Below are 17,760 nucleotides of genomic sequence, written 5' to 3' on the forward strand. Positions count from 1 at the left end.
CCCGGCCCGGCGACCACGCACACAGCTTCCGCGCGGCCTCCTGCGGAATCAGACACAGGCCTGCGGCGGCTCAGCCGCCGCGGCGGGCCCGCGCGAGGCGCCAGCGCTGCCTGCGGCAGCGGACGATGATCAGGTAGAGCAGGGCGCTGCCGAGCACGATCCCGGCCAGGACGACGGGCACGCTGCCCGCCGCGCCGCCGATGGCGACGAGGGTCAGGCCGAGCGAGACCGCCAGCACGGCCAGGCTCACCGCGATCCCCTCCGGCCGCCACTGGTAGCGCCTGCCCGCGCGCACCTCGGACAGCAGCCGCTCGGCGACCCGGTTCAGCTCGTCGTCGTCGACCTCGAGCTCGAGGATGCGCAGGGCGGCGTGCTCGCAGACCTCGAGCTGGTGCTCGTCGGTGAAGACCAGGACCTCCTCGGCCGTGCGGTCGCGGACCTGGTCGGCGGCCGAGCACCAGGTGCTGGCCAGGTAGTAGCGCAGCACCGGGTCGGTCCCGTCGGCGCCGAAGGCGGCCTCCAGCTCGTCGGCCACCGCCTCGGCGTCGCCGCCCGCCACCCTGGCCTGGGACAGGCCGAGCAGCGCCAGCCGGTCGTCCGGGTCGAGGTCGAGCGCGGCCCGGTACTCGGTGACCGCCGAGCGCACCCGCCCCCTGGCCAGCGCGACGTCGCCGAGGCCGACGTGGTCGTGCGGGTGGGCGCGGTCCGCCGCGGCGCGGCCGAAGGCGGCGAGCGCGGTGTCGAGGTCCCCGCTGAGCAGGGCGGACCTGCCGTCGCGGTGCTCGCTCGGCCCCTCGTCGGGGGCCAGCCGCCACTTGGCGGTGACGTCTTGCCAGGTACGAAGCATTGGATCACCCGGGACGGCACGCTACCCTCAGTGCGCCGAAACCGGGGAGCCGACCAGGGGAGTCGCCACGTACCGCCGACCATCACCGCGACAGCGGCGGGCGAGCGCGCAGCAGATGAGCTCGCGCTGGCTCGCCTCGTCCCTCGTGGTCGCGTACGCCGGGGTGAGCGCCGCCGTGGGCATCGTCCTGCTCAACGCGCCGAAGGACCCGGTCGCCCTCGACGCCCCCGCCATCACCTACGTCGACGTCCCGCCACCGGGCCAGGCCACCCCGCGGCAGGGCCCCGGCCCATCCCGGGTGTCGATGCCCGCGCCCGCGGGCTTCGAGCGGATCACCGGCCCCGCGGGCCTGGTCACCGCCATCCCGGCGGGCTGGCTGATCACCCGCGCCACCGGCCCCGGCGCCCTGCAGGCCACCGACCCCACCGACCCGCTGCGCTACCTGCGCTTCGGCGGCGCCCCCGCCCCCGCCGACGACCTCCTGCGCTCGCACGAGGAGTACGAGGCCCGCTTCGCCCCGCCCCGCCGCGACTACCAGCGCTTGAGCCTGGGCACGGCCGCCTACCGCGGCACCACGGCCGTGGACTGGGAGTTCGAGCACGACACCGCCGACGGCCCCCGCACCCACGTGCGCTCGATGTACTGGCGCGCGGGCGGCGTCGAGTACTTCATCTACGCCGCCTCCCCCGCGGCCCGCTGGGCGGAGACGGCCCCGATCTACTCCACGATGATCGCCCAGTCGACGACCCCGTGATCGGGGAGCAGCCCGCACCCGTCCACGCGAGCGGTCCGGCGTCGCGCTAGCCGCGCCGGGCTGTGGTGAAGCGGGGGCGTTCGGCCAGGTCGTGGTGCAGTTCCACGTCGGTGAACAGGGTCCGGGCGCTGAACAGGGCGGGGACCGCCGCGCCGTGGGTGTCGTCGTGCTCGACGCCGAGGGCGGCGCCGGGGCGCAGGAGTCGGGCCATCAGGGTGACCAGGGGCCGGATGACGTCGAGGCCGTCCGCGCCCGCGAAGACGGCCTCGTGCGGGTCGGTGGCGACCTCCGGGGAGACCCGGACGCCCGCGGGGACGTACGGCGGGTTCGACACGACCAGGTCCACACGGGACTCCAGGTCGGCCAGCACGTCCGGGGCGGTGACGTCGGCGGAGTGCAGGGTGACCGGGGTGTCGCCCGCGGCGGCCCTGGCGTCGGCGTTGCGGCGGGCCCAGGACAGCGCGGACGGCGACTTCTCCACCGCGTGCACCACCGCGTCCGGGCGGGCGTGGGCGATCGCCAGCGCGAGCGCGCCGGTGCCCGTGCACAGGTCCACCACGACGGGGGACGGGACGCCCCGGAGCGCTGAGAGCGCCCAGGCGAGCAACTGCTCGGTCTCCGGGCGGGGGACGAACACGCCGGGGCCGACCGCCAGGTCCAGCGCGCCCAGCGGGGCGGTGCCGGTGATGTGCTGCAGCGGCTCGCGCGCCGCCCGCCGGGCGACCATCGCGCCCAGCGCGGTGACGACCTCGGCGTCGACGAGCGGCACCATCAGCAGCTTGCCCCGGTCGACCCCGAGCAGGTGCGCGGCGAGCAGTTCCGCGTCGGTGCGCGGACTGTCCACTCCGGCCTCGGTGAGCACCCTGACCGCCTCGGACACCGCCAGCCGCAGCAGGGTCCTGGTCACGTGTGCGCGGAGAGGCGGTCGGCGCGGTCGGCGACGGCCAGGGCGTCCAGCACGGCGTCGAGGTCGCCGTCGAGAACCGCCTCCAGGTTGTGCGCCTTGTAGCCCACCCGGTGGTCGGAGATGCGGTTCTCCGGGTAGTTGTAGGTGCGCACCCGCTCGGAGCGGTCGACGGTGCGGACCTGGCTGCGGCGGGCGTCGGAGGCCTGCTTGGCCGCCTCCTCCTCGGCCGCGGCGGCGAGGCGGGCGCGCAGCACCTGCATGGCGCGCGCCTTGTTCTGCAACTGCGAGCGCTCGTTCTGGCAGGACACCACGATGCCGGTCGGCAGGTGCGTGATGCGCACGGCCGAGTCGGTGGTGTTGACGCTCTGCCCGCCCTTGCCCGAGGACCGGTAGACGTCGATGCGCAGGTCCTTGTCGGCGATCTCCTCGTCGGCGACGTCGTCGGCCTCCGGGTAGACCAGCACGCCCGCGGCGGAGGTGTGGATGCGGCCCTGCGACTCGGTGGCGGGCACCCGCTGCACCCGGTGCACGCCGCCCTCGAACTTGAGCCGGGCCCACACGCCCTCGGGGTCGCTGGCCTTGGCCTTGATCGCGACCGTGACGTCCTTGTACCCGCCCAGGTCGGACTCGGTGCCGTCGAGGACCTCGGTGTTCCAGCCGTGCCGCTCGGCGTAGCGCAGGTACATGCGCAGCAGGTCGCCCGCGAACAGCGCCGACTCCTCGCCGCCCTCGCCGGACTTGACCTCCAGCACCACGTCGTCGCCGTCGTGCGGGTCGCGCGGCAGCAGCAGTTCGGTGAGCCGGTCCTCCAGCTCGGGCACGCGCACGGCCAACTGCTCGGCCTCCTCGGCGAACGCCGCGTCCTCGTCCGCGAGCTCCTTGGCCGCCCCCAGGTCGCTGCGGGCGGACTCCAGCTCGCGCAGCGTCTTCACCACGGGGGTGAGCTGGGCGTAGCGGCGGCCGAGCTTGCGGGCGCGCGCCTGGTCGGCGTGCACGGCCGGGTCGGCCAGCGCCTGCTCCAGCTCGCCGTACTCGGCGACCAGGTCGGAAAGAGAGGTCGAGTCCACCGGGGTCACCTGCTGTTCTGCTCGGTCGGGTTGGTCAGGACGTGAGACGGCGCCCGCCCCTGGTGCGGGGCGGGCGCCGTCCGGCTGGCTAGAAGATGGTGGTGTGCCGGGTGTGCGTCGCGCGCCGCGCTGTCGTCCGCATGCTGGTCGCCTCCCCTTGGCTCAAACCGACAGTGTGCCAGACCGGGCGGGCGCGGGCTGCGACGCGGCGGGGCCACGCGTTCTCGCGATGCAGTATTCCGACCATTCACCGCGCCCCAGTCCCTGTTCGTCGCTGCCGGCCGCCGCTCGCAGACGCCCAGCGCCTGCCGTCGCCCGCTGTCGCAGACTGGATCGCGTGTTGTGCGGGGTGGAACGGCCACTGTCGGTGTCGGCCTGGCTCGGCGCGCCCGCGTTGTTCGCCGCCGCCGTGGTGGGGCTGACCGGCGCGGGCGGGCTGGTGCTGCGCGCGGACTGGCCGGTGACGCTGCCGAGCTGGCTCTGCGGCAGCGGCGCCGCGCTCGCCATCGCCCTGGCCGAGTCGGTGGCGTGGCGTTCCCCGGCCCAGCGCCGCCTGCTGGCCGTCGGGTACCCGCTGATCCTGCTGGGGCTCGGGTTGCTGACGGGCGGGGTCGCCCTGCCGCTGCCGGTGGCCATGGCCCTCGGCCTGCCCGGCGCGGTGGTGTTGGTCGGAGTGGTGCTGCACCGCCTCGCCGAACCCACCCCGCCCGCGCCACCGCGCACCCCGCCCCGGAAACGGACCAGGCCCCCACCGCTGACGGTGAGGGCCTGGCGAGGAACTGGCTCCAAAGCCGTGAACTCCTGACCACCTACCGCCCACCTCCCCGACCGGCGGCCCTCCCGCCAAGTCGGGGACGATGCCGGGCGGGGACGTGGGGGTGGGTGGCGGGAGAAATAAACTCAGTCGTCGTTGGACGATCCCGGCGTGGTCTTGGCGACCTGCATGAGGAACTCGATGTTCGTCCGCGACTTGCGCAGCCGGTCGAGCAGCAGCTCGATCGCGGCCTGACCGTCGAGCGCGTGCAGCACCCGGCGCAGCTTGACCGTGACGGCCAGCTCGTCCGGGGACAGCAGCAGCTCCTCCTTGCGGGTGGACGACTGGTCGACGTCCACCGCCGGGAAGGTCCGCTTGTCGGCGATCTTGCGGTCGAGCTTGAGCTCGGCGTTGCCGGTGCCCTTGAACTCCTCGAAGATCACCGTGTCACCGGCCGACCCGGTCTCCACCAGCGCGGTGGCGAAGATGGTCAGCGAGCCGCCGCCCTCGATGTTGCGCGCCGAGCCGAGGAAGCGCTTCGGCGGGAACAGCGCGGTCGAGTCGACACCACCGGAGAGGATGCGGCCCGACGCGGGGGCGGCCAGGTTGTAGGCGCGGCCCAGGCGGGTGATCGAGTCCAGCAGCACGACCACGTCGTGGCCCATCTCCACCAGGCGCTTGGCGCGCTCGATGGACAGCTCGGCCACGGTGGTGTGGTCCGACGGCGGGCGGTCGAAGGTCGAGGCGATGACCTCGCCCTTCACCGACCGCTGCATGTCGGTGACTTCCTCCGGCCGCTCGTCGACGAGCACGACCATGAGGTAGACCTCGGGGTTGTTGGTGGTCACCGCGTTCGCGATGGCCTGCAGCACCGAGGTCTTGCCCGCCTTCGGCGGCGACACGATGAGCGCGCGCTGCCCCTTGCCCACCGGCATCACCAGGTCGATGACGCGGGTGGTGAGGATGTGCGGCTCGGTCTCCAGGCGGAGGCGCTCGTTCGGGTAGAGCGGCGTCAGCTTGGTGAACTCGGGGCGGTTCTTGGCCGCGTCCGGGTCCAGGCCGTTGATCGTCTCCACCCGCACCAGCGGGTTGAACTTCTGCCGCTGCTGCTCGCCGTCGCGCGGCTGCTTGACCTGGCCGGTGATCGCGTCGCCGCGGCGCAGGCCGTGCTTGCGGACCAGCGACAGCGACACGTACACGTCGTTCGGCCCGGCGAGGTAGCCGGAGGTGCGGACGAACGCGTAGTTCTCCAGCACGTCGAGCACACCGGCGACCGGGAGCAGGACGTCGTCGTCGCGCACCTCGGTGTCGTGCTGGCCGGTGCCGCCCTCGGCGCGGCCACCGCGGCGGCGGCGGTCGCGGAAGCGGCGGCCGCGGCGGCCACCGCCCTCGTCGTCATCGTCGTCGGACGGCCGGTTGTCCCGGTTGTCCTGCTGACCGCGCCCGCGGTCCTGACGGTCGCCGCGGTCCTGACGGTCCTGGCGGTCACCGCGCTGTCGGTCGCCGCGGTCACCGCGCTGGCGGTCGCCACGCTCCTGACGGTCACCGCGGTCCTGGCGGTCACCACGGTCCTGGCGGTCACCGCGCTCTTGGCGGTCGCCGCGGTCCTGCCGCTCACCGCGCTCCTGGCGCTCACCGCGGTCGGAGCGCTCAGCGCGCTCCTCGGTCCGGGCGACGCGCTGCTCCGGTGCGGACTCGCCGTCGGACCCACCGGCCGGTCGCACAGCGGCGCGACGGCGGCGGTTCTGCCGGGGGGAGTCCTCGACGGGCTGCTCGGCAGGCGCCTCGGCGCGCTGCTCGGCGGGCTTGTCCGCGACGGGCTCCGCCGGGGCCTCGGCGGGCTTGCCCACCGCGGCCGCGGCCTCGACGGCCTCGCTGACCTTCGCCGGGGCCGTCGCGCGGGTGGCCCGGCGCGGCTCGCGCTTGGGCTTGGCCACGGGGGCCTCGTCGCCGTTCAGCGGGAGCTGCTGCGCCGACGAACCGCCGCCGCCCGCGCCCTGCCGCTCCTTGATGGCAGCGATGAGGTCGCCCTTGCGCATTCCGGTGGTGCTGGAGATGCCCAGCTGACCGGCCAGCTCGCGGAGGTCGGCGAGCACCATGCCCGACAGCCCGGCGCGGCGCTTCGGCGCGGCGGCCTTGCCCTCGTCCTGGCCCGCGGCCTCGGCCGTGTCGCTGCTCAACAGATCGGTATTGCTCACACAAGTCCTTCCTGACCGGTCCCCGCCTCCTACGTGGACCAGCGGACCACCGTCCGGCGGTGTGCGGGACGGCGGCTCTCTCCTGCGCTTGACCACCTCGGCCGCCATTTCGGCCAGGCGTTGAGCCGCACGTGCGACTCGGCCACCAACAGGGAGCATCTGGTCACCACGGTCGTCGGGAACCTGAGAGCCCCGGCCCGGACCCTTCGCGAAGGAACTGAGCCGATACCCCGGCAGATGATGCGACCCGGAAAGAATTCCCCGGGAACGACACCGGGCGCCCGTGCGCGCGGTGACTGAACGACCCCGAGGGTAGACGGCCCTCACTCCGGGTGCAACAACCGGGCCGCTGCGCGTCGCCACCGCACCCACCCGATCACCGGTGATCTACCTCACCAGCGGCACCGAACGGCCCAGTGCCGCGACCACGCGCGGTGCTCGCGGTCAGGTCAGCGGGGTGGTGACGACACCCGCGCGGTCCACCGGCAGCGGCAACGGGCGGAACCCGGAGAGGTCCACCCCCGGTGGCAGGACACCGTCCGTGGTCAGCGCCAGGACCGTCGGCCCGGCACCGGACACGGTGGCGGCGACACCCGATGAGCGCAACGCCCGCACCAGCGCGAGCGTCGCCGGGTACGCGCTCTCGCGGTAGTCCTGGTGCAGCGTGTCGGCCGTCGCGGGCAGCGCCAGCGCGGGGTCGGCGGTCAGCGCGTGCACCGCGAGGGCCGCCCGCCCGGCGGCGAAGGCGGCGTCGGCGTGCGGGACGGTCGCGGGCAGCAGGCCGCGGGTGACGTGCGTCGCGGACTGCGCATCGGGGATCAGCGCGACCGGGCGCAGGTCGGCGTGCGGCTCCACCCTGGCCGCGCGGAAGCGGACCCGGGCCGACCCCGGTTCGCGCTCGGCCCAGGTCACCGCCAGCCCGCCGAGCAGGCTGGCGGCGACGTTGTCGGCGTGGCCCTCGAACTCGGCGGCCAGGTGCAGCGCGTCGGCCAGGTCCGCCCCGGTCAGCTCGCGGCCGGCCAGGCCGTAGGCCGCGGCGACCCCGGCGACGATGGCCGAGGCCGACGAGCCCAGGCCGCGCGAGTGCGGGATCACGTTGGCGCAGCGCACTGCCAGCCCGCCCGGCCGGTGCCCGACCAGCTCGCAGCCTGCGCGCAGGGCCCGCACCACCAGGTGCGTCTCGTCCAGCGGCACGGCCGCGGCGCCCTCGCCGTCCACCCGCACGGTCAGGCCGCCGCCGGTGCGGCGCACCTCGACCACGTCGTGCATCGCCAGCGCCAGGCCGAGCGCGTCGAAGCCCGGGCCCAGGTTGGCCGAACTGGCCGGGACCCGGACCCGGACCCCGGTCACGCCAGCTCCAGCGCCGAGGCCACCGCCGTCGCGTCCACGGGCACCGGCTCGACCTCGGCCAGGCCGAGCAGCGCGGTGTCGGGGTCCTTGAGGCCGTGGCCGGTGACGGTGCACACGACCGTGGAGCCGCGCGGGACGCGCCCGTCGGCGGCCGCCACCAGCAGCCCGGCCACGCTGGTGGCCGACGACGGCTCGACGAACACGCCCTCGCGGCCGGACAGCAGCCGGTACGCGGCGAGGATCTGCTCGTCGGTCAGCTTGTCGAACAGGCCGCCGGACTCGTCGCGCGCGGTCACCGCGCCCGCCCAGGACGCGGGGTGCCCGACCCGGATCGCGGTGGCGATCGTCTCCGGGTTCGGCACCGGCTCGCCGAGCACCAGCGGCGCCGCGCCCGCCGCCTGGAAGCCGTACATCTTCGGCGTGGCCTCGATGATCCCGTCGGCCCGGTAGTCGCAGTACCCGCGCCAGTAGGCGGTGATGTTGCCCGCGTTGCCCACCGGCAGGCAGTGGATGTCGGGCGCGCGGCCGAGCACGTCGCAGATCTCCCACGCGGCCGTCTTCTGGCCGATGAGCCGCACCGGGTTGACCGAGTTGACCAGGCCGATGGGGTACTCGGCGGAGGTCTTCTGCGCCAGCTCGAGGCAGTCGTCGAAGTTGCCCTCGATCTGCAGGATCTTCGCGCCGTAGGCCACCGCCTGGGCCAGCTTGCCCTGGGCGATCTTGCCGCGCGGGATGAGCACCGCGCAGGTCATCCCGGCCCGGGTGGCGTAGGCCGCGGCCGAGGCCGAGGTGTTGCCGGTGGAGGCGCAGATGACCGCCTGCAGCCCGCCGGCCTTGGCGTGGGTGATCGCGCCGGTCATCCCGCGGTCTTTGAACGAGCCGGTCGGGTTGGCGCCCTCGACCTTGAGGTAGACCGTGCTGCCGGTCAGCTCGGACAGGTGCGGCGCGGGCAGCAGCGGGGTGTTGCCCTCGCCGAGGGTGATGACCTCGGCGCCGTCGGGGACCGGGACGCGGTCGCGGTAGGCCTGGATGATCCCGGGCCAGCCCGCTCGGGCGCCGAGGCCGTGGGTGGGGGTGGTCATGAGTCCTCGCCTTCGACGCGCATGACGCTGACCACCTCGTTGACGAAGGGCAGCCCGGCAATCTTGTCCACAGTGGAGCGCAGTGCGGCGTCCGCGGCTGAGTGGGTGACGACCACCAGGCTCGCGTCCCGGGGCCGCCCCTCCTGCCGCACGCCCGCGATGCTCACCTCGTGCTCGGCGAACACCGCGGCCACGGCCGCCAGCACGCCCGCGCGGTCGGCCACGTCCAGGCTGATGTGGTACCTGGTCGAGGCCTGCGCGATCGGGCGCACCGCCAGGTCGGCGTAGGCCGACTCGCGCGGTCCGCGCCCGCCGACGACCCGGTTGCGGGCGACCGCGACCAGGTCGCCGAGCACGGCGCTGGCGGTGGGGGCGCCGCCCGCCCCCTGCCCGTAGAACATGAGCTGGCCCGCCGCCTCCGCCTCGACGAACACGGCGTTGAACGCGCCGCCGACGCTGGCCAGCGGGTGGCTGCGCGGGATCATCGCCGGGTGCACGCGCACCGCGACGGACTCCGTGCCGTCGGCGTCGAGCACCCGCTCGCAGATGGCCAGCAGCTTGATGGTGCGGCCGAGGCCGCGGGCGGCTGCGACGTCGGCCGGGGTGACCGCGGCGATGCCCTCCCGGTAGACGTCGCCCATCGTCACCCGGGTGTGGAAGGCCAGCGACGCCAGGATCGCCGCCTTGGCCGCGGCGTCGTAGCCGTCGACGTCGGCGGTGGGGTCGGCCTCGGCGTAGCCCAGCCGCGCGGCCTCCTGCAGCGTCTCGGCGTAGCCCGCGCCGGTCTCGTCCATCGCCGACAGGATGAAGTTGGTGGTGCCGTTGACGATCCCCATGACCCGGGTGATCCGGTCGCCCGCCAGCGACTCGCGCAGCGGGCGCAGCAGCGGGATCGCGCCCGCGACGGCGGCCTCGAAGTACAGGTCCGCCCCGGAGGCGTCGGCGGCGGCGAACAGGTCGCCCTGGTGCTCGGCCAGCAGCGCCTTGTTCGCGGTCACCACGGGTTTGCCCGCGTTGAGCGCGGCCAGCAGCCACTCCCGGGTCGGCTCGATGCCGCCGACGACCTCGACCACCACGTCGACGTCGTCGCGGGTGACGAGCCCGGCGGCGTCGGTGGTCAGCAGCTCGGCGGGCACGTCGCGGTGCCGGTCGGCGCGGCGCACCGCGATCCCGACCAGCTCCACCGGCGCGCCCGACCGGGCGGCGAAGTCGTCGGCCTGCTCGGTGAGCAGCCGCACGATCTCGGCGCCGACCGTTCCGCAGCCCAGCAGGGCCACGCGGATCGGGGGGACCTCGATCTGGTTGGCAGCGCTCACGTCGTCTCCAGTCTCAGCAGGTCGTCCACGGTCTCCCGGCGCAGCAGCAGCCGCGCGGCCCCGTCCTTGACCGCGACCACCGCGGGCCTCGGCAGGCGGTTGTAGTTGCTGGCCATCGAGTAGCAGTACGCGCCGGTCGCCGCCACGGCCAGCAGGTCGCCCGGCGCGAGGTTGTCGGGCAGCCAGCAGTCTCGCACCACCACGTCACCGGACTCGCAGTGCTTGCCCACCACGCGCGAGAGCACGGCCTCGCTGCCGCGCTCGCCCTCCCCGGCGGAGCGGGACACCAGGCGGGTGTCGTAGACCGCGTCGTAGAGCGCGGTGCGGATGTTGTCGCTCATGCCGCCGTCGACGCTGACGTAGCGGCGCCCGGCGCCCTGGCCGAGCGCGACGTCCTTGGTGGTGCCGACCTCGTAGAGGGTCACGGTGCCCGGCCCGACGATGGCCCGGCCCGGCTCGACGGCCACCTTGGGCAGCGGCACCCCCGCCTGCTCGCACTCCTTGGCGACCACGGTGCGCAGTTGCTCGGCCAGCCACGCGGGCGGCGGCGGGTCGTCCTGGGCGGTGTAGGCGATGCCCAGGCCGCCGCCGAGGTCGACGGTGTCCAGCTCGGCCAGCGCCTCGGCGCCGTGCTCGGCGTGCAGGTCGGCCAGCAGCGCGATGACCCGGTGCGCGGCGATCTCGAACCCGTCGGCGTCGAAGATCTGCGAGCCGATGTGGCTGTGCAGGCCGACCAGCGCGAGCCCGCCTGCCTTGAGCACCCGGCGCGCCGCCTCGACCGCGGCGCCGCCCGCCAGCGAGAAACCGAACTTCTGGTCCTCGTGCGCGGTGGCGATGAACTCGTGCGTGTGCGCCTCGACGCCCACGGTGACCCGGATCAGCACCCGCGCGCGCAGGCCGCGTTCGCGGGCGAGCTGGTCGAGGCGGGCGATCTCGAGGAAGGAGTCGACGACGATGGTGCCGACGCCCGCGTCCAGCGCGCCGGCCAGCTCCTCGACGGACTTGTTGTTGCCGTGCAGGGTGATCCGCTCGGGCGGGAAGTCCGCGCGCAGCGCCACGGCCAGCTCGCCGCCGCTGCACACGTCCAGGCTCAGCCCCTCCTGGGCGACCCAGCGGGCGATCTCCACCGACAGGAACGCCTTGCCCGCGTAGTGCACCAGCCCGGGGTCGCCGAAGGCGCTGGCGTGTTCGCGGCAGCGGGCGCGGAAGTCGTCCTCGTCCACGACGAACAGCGGGGTGCCGTGCGCCTCGGCGAGCTCGCGCACGTCGGCGCCCGCCACGCGGACCACGCCGTCGTCGCCGCGCGCGGCGTTGCGCGGCCAGACCTCGGGGTGCAGCCGGTCGAGCGCCGCGGCGGTGGTCGGCCGCTCGCTCGCGGTGTTGCTGGGCGGGAGGATCTCCGCGTGCCTCGGTCCCGCCGGGTGTGCCCTCATCCTGGGTTCCTAAATCCGTTCCGGTGCGTCGACGCCGAGGACGCCCAGGGCCGCGGCCAGCGCGCGGCGGGTGGCCGCGCACAGGGCGAGCCTGGCCGGGCTCGACCCGTCGGCGGGTGCGTCCCCGATCGGGAGGACGCGACCGCCGTCGGCCAGCGCGTGGGCGGCCTCGGCCAGCTCCGCCGCGGCCTGGGCGACCCGGTGCGGTTCGCGCAGCCGGGCGGCCTCGTCCAGGGCGGATCGGTGGTCCGCGAGGGCGCGGACCACCCCAAGTGTGTCCGGCGGGGGCGCGGGCGCCGCACCCGGGGTGGGCGCGGGCAGGCCCAGGTCGGCCGCGCCGCGCAGGAGGCCGCACAGGCGCGCGTGCGCGTGTCGCGCGCGGAAGGCCGGGTTGTGGGGCAGCCGGGGCCCCCAGCGGTCCGGGTCGACGACCGCCTCGGCGGCGAGCGGGGTGGCCAGGACGGCGAAGCGCAGCGAGTCGGGCTCCACCGTCTCGGGCAGCCGGGCCGGGGCCACGGCCAGCCCCGCGTCGTCGGTCCCGAGCCGGGCCAGCGCCTCGGCCACCCAGCGGCGGCGCGGGTCGGCGTGCGCGCTCGGCGCGACCGCGGGCGGCAGCGGCTGGGCGAGGGCTTCGTCGACGATCCGGGCGCGGGCCCGGTCGGACAGGGTGATGGTGACGAACCCGGGGCCCGCGGCGACGGCGGAGACGTCCTCGCCGGTCAGCGCGGCGGCGATGCGCTCGGCGAGCTCGCGGGCGGGCACCCCGGCGACCTTGGCCAGCCGCAGCGGCAGGCTGGTGGTGTAGTCGGCGGCGGCCTCGACCGGGCGGCGCAGCGGGATGTCGGCGGGCAGCCCGGTCGGGTCGCCGAGGACGCCCAGCGCGGCGTCGCGCACCAGGTCGGCCAGTGCTTCCCGGGTCACCAGGCGAGTCTAGGGAGCGCGGGCGGGCAGGCCCAGGGACTGTTCGCTATCCCACGGCTTGTCACGGACGGCTACTCTTCGTGCGCATGAAACGCCTGCTGCCCTCGGTCGCCGCCGTTTGCCTGCTGCTGAGCGCCTGCGGCTCGGCCGCCCCACCCGCGGACGACGTGCGCGCCTACGCCCCGACGGCGGAGGACAAGGACCCCACCGAGCGCATCGAGGGCGTCTTCAAGAAGAACTACGCGCCAGGCGGGCACATCACCGCCGACCAGCGCGTGGCCTACCGGTACGCGCCGCCGCTCGGCGGCCCGCACGACGAGGTCTGGGCCGCCTGCGACGGCGTCGTCTACCCGCGGCCGGTGCGCACCGAGAACATGGTGCACTCGATGGAGCACGGCGCGGTGTGGATCGCCTACAACCCCGACCAGGTGAGCGGCGACCAGCTCGGCGCGCTCGCCGCCAAGGTCGACGGGCAGCCCTTCACGCTCATGTCGCCGTGGCCCGGCCTGGACTCCCCGGTGTCGGTGCAGTCCTGGGGCAGGCAGCTCAAGGTCGACTCGGCGGACGACCCGCGCATCGACCGGTTCATCGTCGCCACCCGGGCCAACGAGTACCTCAACCCGGAACCCGGCGCGCCGTGCGCACCCGTTGCCCAGGAGTTGTTCGACGTCGACAACCCGCCGCCGTTCGTGGCCGACCCGGGACCGGCCGCGGTGCCCGACGCGGGTGCCTGACGGGAACCAGACACCCCCTCCTTAGACTGGTGCGCGCACCAGTTACCCGTCGAGACGAAGTCCGAGGACGGCATGGCCAGCGGCACGAAGAGCACGAAGGGCCCCAAGGGCGGCAAGAACAGTGTGAAGGCCGCGCGCGCCTCGGTCGTGGCGAGCAAGGGCAAGCCCTGGGGCACGATCATCGGGATCATCGCGGTCATCGCGGTGGCCGCCTCGGTGTTCACCTACGCGATCATCCAGGTGGACGCGGCCAAGGAGTTCACCGTCGCCGAGGACAACCAGGACCCGTCGGTGAACATCCCCGGCGTGACCAGGGTGACCTACGCCCCCGGTGTGCACGTGAGCCCGGACCAGCGCGTGGCCTACGACCAGAGCCCCCCGTTCGGCGGGCCGCACGACGCCGTCTGGGCCGACTGCACCGGGGTCGTCTACCCGTCGGCCGTCCGCACCGAGAACATGGTGCACACCCTCGAGCACGGCGCGGTCTGGATCGCCTACAACCCCGACCAGGTCAACGGCGGGGCACTGGACACCCTCCAGGGCAAGGTCGACAACGTGCCCTACATGGCCATGTCGCCCTACCCCGGCCTGGACAAGCCGATCTCGCTGCAGTCGTGGGGCCACCAGCTCAAGCTGGACGACGCCAACGACCCGCGCATCGACCAGTTCATCAAGTCGCTGCGCGCCAACACCTACCAGCACCCGGAGCCCGGCGGCTCCTGCGACAGCAACCAGAGCGGGTTCAACCTCGCCAGCCCGCCGCCGTTCGTCGCCGACCCCGGCCCCGGCGCGGTCCCGATGGACTACAACGGCGCCGCGGGCGTCCCCCAGGACACCGGCATGCAGCCCACGACCCAGGCGGCACCCACCCAGTGACGGGCGAAGACGTGACCCAGGACCAGGACCCCGCCACCGCGCGCGCGGGGACCCGGTCCTGGGTCGTCTACTCCGCCGCCGCCCTGGTGGTCCTGCTGCTCGGCGCGGCCGTCGGCATGCTGCTGACCCTGTCCATCAGGGGCTCCAACGCCCCACCGGCGGGCGACTCGGTCGACGTGGGCTTCGCCCACGACATGCGCACCCACCACCTGCAGGCCATCACCATGGCGGGCCTGGCCCGCGACCGCAGCACCGACCCGGCCGTAGAACGCCTCGCGTTCGACATGGAGACCACCCAGCTCGACCAGAGCGGCCAGATGTCGGGCTGGCTCACGAGCTGGAACCAGCCCGTCCTGCTGCCCCCCGGCGAGAAGCACATGAAGTGGATGACCGAGTCCGGCCACTCCCACGGCGGCGCGCGGATGACCCCCGACGGCGTGGACCGGATGCCGGGCATGGCCACCTCCGAGGAACTGCAGCGCCTGCGCTCGCTCTCCGGCAAGGACCTCGACGTCTACTTCCTGCAACTCATGCTCCGCCACCACCGCGGCGGCCTGGCGATGGCGGCCTACGCCGCGGACCACGCCCAGTTGGCCTTCGTCCGCAACCTCGGCCAGAAGATCGAGAACGCCCAGTCCAGCGAGAGCGAACTCCTCGAGCGCATGATCCGCGAACGCGGCGCCACTCCCCTCGCCGACTGAGCCACCGCATGAGCCCACACTCGCCAGGGCTGTTCCCACACCCGAGAGCTGTCCGACCCGGTCACCACGTCAGCTCATCGCAGCGCGAGGCAGACCGGGCGCACTCGACCTGCAGCGTCGCGTGCTCGATCCCGTACTCCCGCTCGAACAGCTCCCTGGCCGCGATCAGCACGTCCCCCTGATCCGTCCCGTCCCCCACGATCAGGTGCGCCGACGCGACCTCCATGCCCGACGTCAGCGTCCACAGGTGCAGGTCGTGCACCCCGGTCACCCCGGGGACCAGGCTCAACCGCGCGGCCAACTCGTCCACGTCGACCCGCTCCGGGGCGTGCTGGAACAAGATCCGCAGCGCCCGCCGGGCCAGCGACCACGTCCGCGGCAGCACCCACAGCCCGATCGCCACGCCGGCGAGCGGGTCAGCCCAGCGCCAGCCGAACACCAGGGTCGCTACAGCGCTCAGCAGCACCCCGACCGACCCGACGAGGTCGGCCAGGACCTCGAGGTAGGCGCCGCGCACGTTCAGGCTCTCCTTGGCGCCCTCGCGCAGGAGTGCGAATGACACGGCGTTCGCGGCCAGCCCGGCGAGCGCGGCGAGCAGCACCGGCAGGCCCGGCACGGCGGGGGGCGCGGAGAACCGGCCCACGGCCTCGAAGACCACGTACCCGGCGACGCCGAACAGCAGCACCGCGTTGGCCAGGGCGGCCAGGACCTCGGCCCGGTACAGCCCGAAGGTGCGCCCCGGCTTGCTGCCCGCCCGGCGGGCCACCACGATGGCCGCCAGGGCGAGGCCTACGCCGACGACGTCGGTGAGCATGTGGGCGGCGTCGGAGATCAGCGCGAGCGACTGGGTCGCCACGCCCACGGTGAACTCGACCACCATGACCACCGCCGCCAGGCCGAACGCGACCCACAGCCTGCCCACCAGGCGCCCGGAGGCGCTGCTCGGCAGCCCATGCCCATGCCCGTGTCCCACGTCGCCTCCCCGTCCGAGATCCGTCGAATAACATATGCGTAGATGCGCATGAGTGCAATGGCCCTCCCGCACTCCGGGAACCCCGTCACCGAGGAGCACCTGTGACCGCCGCGCGAACCGACCCCCCGCTGACCGGCGACGAGCGCACGACGCTGCGCGCCTACCTGGACTTCCACCGGGCGACGCTCGAGGCCAAGTGCGCAGGCCTGACCCACGACCAACTGCGCGCCCGGTCCTCGCCGCCGTCGAGCCTGTCCCTGCTCGGCCTGGTGCGCCACTTGGCCGAGGTCGAGCGGGTCTGGTTCCGGCGCGCGATCGCGGGCGAGGACCTGGGCCTGGTGTGGTCCGCCGAGGGCGACTTCCAGGCCGCCTACGACGTGGCCGGGGCCGACGTGGACGAGGCCTTCGCGGCGTGGCGGGCGGAGGTCGAGCACGCGCGGCGCATCGAGCGGGCGGCCCCGTCCCTCGACGTCACCGGCGTGCGGCCGCGCTCGGGCGCGGTGGTGTCGCTGCGACTGGTGGTGCTGCACCTGATCCACGAGTACGCCCGCCACAACGGACACGCGGATCTCCTGCGCGAGGCGATCGACGGGGCCACCGGAGCCTGAGCGGATTCACCCGAAGGGATTGCTTACCACGAAATCCTCTGTGGACCCTGGTAGACGGGGAGGTGACCTCAACCAGAAACGAGGGCTGTCGTGCCGGTCTCCAGGACTCTCCACCGCGCGGCTGGACTGGCCGCGCTGGCCCTGCTCTGCGCCAGCGCCACCGGCCGGAGCGCCGACGCGCCGTTGGCGCCCGCCGCCGCACCGCTCACAGCCGCCGTCGAACCGGCCAGACCGCTGCTGGTCGCCCTGCCCACCCCCGGCGTCGCGCTGGCCTCGGTCGCCGCGCTGCCCACCGCGCGGGTAGGGGCCGCGGGCGTGCCGGAGAACATGCTGGCCGCCTACCGCTCCGCCGAGGCCGTGATGGCCGGGACGGCCCCGGCCTGCGCGCTGCGCTGGTACCACCTGGCGGGCATCGGCAAGATCGAGTCCGGCCACGCCCGGGGCGGGCAGGCCGACGCGGCGGGCGACACCGCGCCGCGCATCCTCGGCCCGGTCCTCGCGGGCGGCCCCGGCGTGGCCGCCATCCGCGACACCGACGCGGGCCGCCTCGACACCGACCCCGTCTGGGACCGGGCGGTGGGCCCGATGCAGTTCATCCCCGGCACCTGGACCCGCTACGCCGCCGACGCCAACGGCGACGGGACCGCCGACCCGCACAACATCGCCGACGCCGCCCTCGGCGCCGCCCGCTACCTGTGCTCGGGCAACATGCGGCTGGACAACCCGGCCGACCTCTCCGCCGCCGTCTTCCGCTACAACCACTCCACCGAGTACGTCGCCACGGTCACCGGCTGGATGCGGGTCTACTCCGACGGCGCGGTGCCCGTTCCGGCCCAGCCCGCGGGCACCTCGCCGGACTCGGCGCTGAGCACCAAGCCCACCGCGCCGCCCGCCCCCGCGGCGCAGTTGGTGCCGCTGCCCGACACCGAGCCGCCGGTCCCGCTACCCGACACGGAACCGCTGGTCCCGCTGCCCGACACGGAGCCGCTGGTCCCGCTGCCAGAGACCAATCCGCAGCCCGTGGCCCCACCCGCCCCGGCCCCGGTGCCCGCGCCTGCACCCGCCGAGCAGTCCACATCCACTGAGGAGACCGAGCCGACCGAGCAGCCCACGCCCAGCGAGCAGACCGCGCCCGCCGAGCAAACTGCGCCCGCTGAGCAGCCCACGCCCGCCGAGCAGTCCACGCCCGCCGAGCAAACTGCGCCCGCTGAGCAGCCCACGCCCGCCGAGCAGTCCACG

General features: G+C 74.5%; 17 protein-coding genes. 7 read left to right on the forward strand and 10 right to left on the reverse strand.

Annotated features, from left to right (window positions below; genetic code table 11):
• Positions 1-70 precede the first annotated feature (70 nt).
• Positions 71-847, reverse strand: coding sequence for a tetratricopeptide repeat protein (locus GCL84_RS28945; RefSeq protein ID WP_156758751.1), 777 nt, complete (start codon positions 845-847; stop codon positions 71-73).
• 115 nt (positions 848-962) lie between these two features.
• On the opposite strand from GCL84_RS28945, the gene GCL84_RS28950 reads away from it, so the two are divergent.
• On the forward strand, positions 963-1,601 hold the full coding sequence (locus tag GCL84_RS28950) for a hypothetical protein (RefSeq protein ID WP_156758752.1): 639 nt from the start codon (positions 963-965) through the stop codon (positions 1,599-1,601).
• A 46-nt stretch (positions 1,602-1,647) separates the two neighbouring features.
• Here GCL84_RS28950 and prmC read toward each other — a convergent pair whose 3' ends face one another.
• Both prmC and prfA read right to left on the reverse strand, forming a co-directional pair.
• Positions 1,648-2,508, reverse strand: a complete 861-nt coding sequence (prmC, locus tag GCL84_RS28955) for a peptide chain release factor N(5)-glutamine methyltransferase (RefSeq protein ID WP_156758753.1) — start codon at positions 2,506-2,508, stop codon at positions 1,648-1,650.
• Positions 2,505-3,575 (reverse strand): peptide chain release factor 1, encoded by a 1,071-nt coding sequence (prfA, locus tag GCL84_RS28960; protein WP_156758768.1) that lies wholly within the window; start codon positions 3,573-3,575, stop codon positions 2,505-2,507. The genes prmC and prfA overlap by 4 nt, the downstream gene beginning before the upstream one ends.
• Before the next feature lie 349 nt (positions 3,576-3,924).
• On the opposite strand from prfA, the gene GCL84_RS28965 reads away from it, so the two are divergent.
• Entirely contained in the window at positions 3,925-4,380 is a 456-nt protein-coding gene (locus tag GCL84_RS28965; protein ID WP_156758754.1) for a hypothetical protein, read from the forward strand.
• A gap of 95 nt (positions 4,381-4,475) precedes the next feature.
• Here the strand turns inward: GCL84_RS28965 and rho are convergent, their stop codons facing one another.
• The 6 genes from rho to GCL84_RS28995 all read right to left on the reverse strand — a co-directional run bounded on the left by rho (position 4,476) and on the right by GCL84_RS28995 (position 12,629).
• The gene (gene rho, locus GCL84_RS28970) at positions 4,476-6,527 is read right to left on the reverse strand and encodes a transcription termination factor Rho (protein WP_156758755.1); all 2,052 of its coding nucleotides are present in this window, start codon (positions 6,525-6,527) and stop codon (positions 4,476-4,478) included.
• A gap of 444 nt (positions 6,528-6,971) precedes the next feature.
• Entirely contained in the window at positions 6,972-7,877 is a 906-nt protein-coding gene (thrB, locus tag GCL84_RS28975) for a homoserine kinase (protein WP_156758756.1), read from the reverse strand.
• Positions 7,874-8,959 (reverse strand): threonine synthase, encoded by a 1,086-nt coding sequence (thrC, locus tag GCL84_RS28980; protein WP_156758757.1) that lies wholly within the window; start codon positions 8,957-8,959, stop codon positions 7,874-7,876. The genes thrB and thrC overlap by 4 nt, the downstream gene beginning before the upstream one ends.
• On the reverse strand, positions 8,956-10,275 hold the full coding sequence (locus tag GCL84_RS28985) for a homoserine dehydrogenase (RefSeq protein WP_156758758.1): 1,320 nt from the start codon (positions 10,273-10,275) through the stop codon (positions 8,956-8,958). Before GCL84_RS28985 ends, thrC begins: the two co-directional genes overlap by 4 nt.
• Positions 10,272-11,708, reverse strand: a complete 1,437-nt coding sequence (gene lysA, locus GCL84_RS28990) for a diaminopimelate decarboxylase (RefSeq protein ID WP_156758759.1) — start codon at positions 11,706-11,708, stop codon at positions 10,272-10,274. The genes GCL84_RS28985 and lysA overlap by 4 nt, the downstream gene beginning before the upstream one ends.
• Before the next feature lie 9 nt (positions 11,709-11,717).
• Positions 11,718-12,629, reverse strand: coding sequence for a DALR anticodon-binding domain-containing protein (locus GCL84_RS28995; RefSeq protein WP_156758760.1), 912 nt, complete (start codon positions 12,627-12,629; stop codon positions 11,718-11,720).
• Between the two features lie 86 nt (positions 12,630-12,715).
• Here GCL84_RS28995 and GCL84_RS29000 point away from each other — a divergent pair, with 86 nt between their 5' ends.
• The 3 genes from GCL84_RS29000 to GCL84_RS29010 all read left to right on the forward strand — a co-directional run bounded on the left by GCL84_RS29000 (position 12,716) and on the right by GCL84_RS29010 (position 14,940).
• Positions 12,716-13,363, forward strand: coding sequence for a DUF3105 domain-containing protein (locus GCL84_RS29000; RefSeq protein WP_156758761.1), 648 nt, complete (start codon positions 12,716-12,718; stop codon positions 13,361-13,363).
• 72 nt (positions 13,364-13,435) lie between these two features.
• Positions 13,436-14,239: a DUF3105 domain-containing protein gene (locus GCL84_RS29005; RefSeq protein ID WP_156758762.1), complete on the forward strand. Its 804-nt coding sequence runs from the start codon at positions 13,436-13,438 to the stop codon at positions 14,237-14,239.
• An 11-nt stretch (positions 14,240-14,250) separates the two neighbouring features.
• Entirely contained in the window at positions 14,251-14,940 is a 690-nt protein-coding gene (locus GCL84_RS29010) for a DUF305 domain-containing protein (protein WP_235926841.1), read from the forward strand.
• A gap of 61 nt (positions 14,941-15,001) precedes the next feature.
• Here the strand turns inward: GCL84_RS29010 and GCL84_RS29015 are convergent, their stop codons facing one another.
• Entirely contained in the window at positions 15,002-15,913 is a 912-nt protein-coding gene (locus GCL84_RS29015) for a cation diffusion facilitator family transporter (RefSeq protein WP_156758763.1), read from the reverse strand.
• 101 nt (positions 15,914-16,014) lie between these two features.
• Between GCL84_RS29015 and GCL84_RS29020 the strand changes: the two genes are divergently transcribed.
• The gene (locus GCL84_RS29020) at positions 16,015-16,521 is read left to right on the forward strand and encodes a DinB family protein (protein ID WP_156758764.1); all 507 of its coding nucleotides are present in this window, start codon (positions 16,015-16,017) and stop codon (positions 16,519-16,521) included.
• A gap of 90 nt (positions 16,522-16,611) precedes the next feature.
• Positions 16,612-17,760: lytic transglycosylase domain-containing protein (locus GCL84_RS29595; RefSeq protein ID WP_235926842.1), on the forward strand; the 1,149-nt coding region annotated here is incomplete at its 3' end.

Origin of the sequence: Actinokineospora pegani (assembly GCF_009745975.1) — a bacterium.
GTDB lineage: Bacteria > Actinomycetota > Actinomycetes > Mycobacteriales > Pseudonocardiaceae > Actinokineospora > Actinokineospora pegani.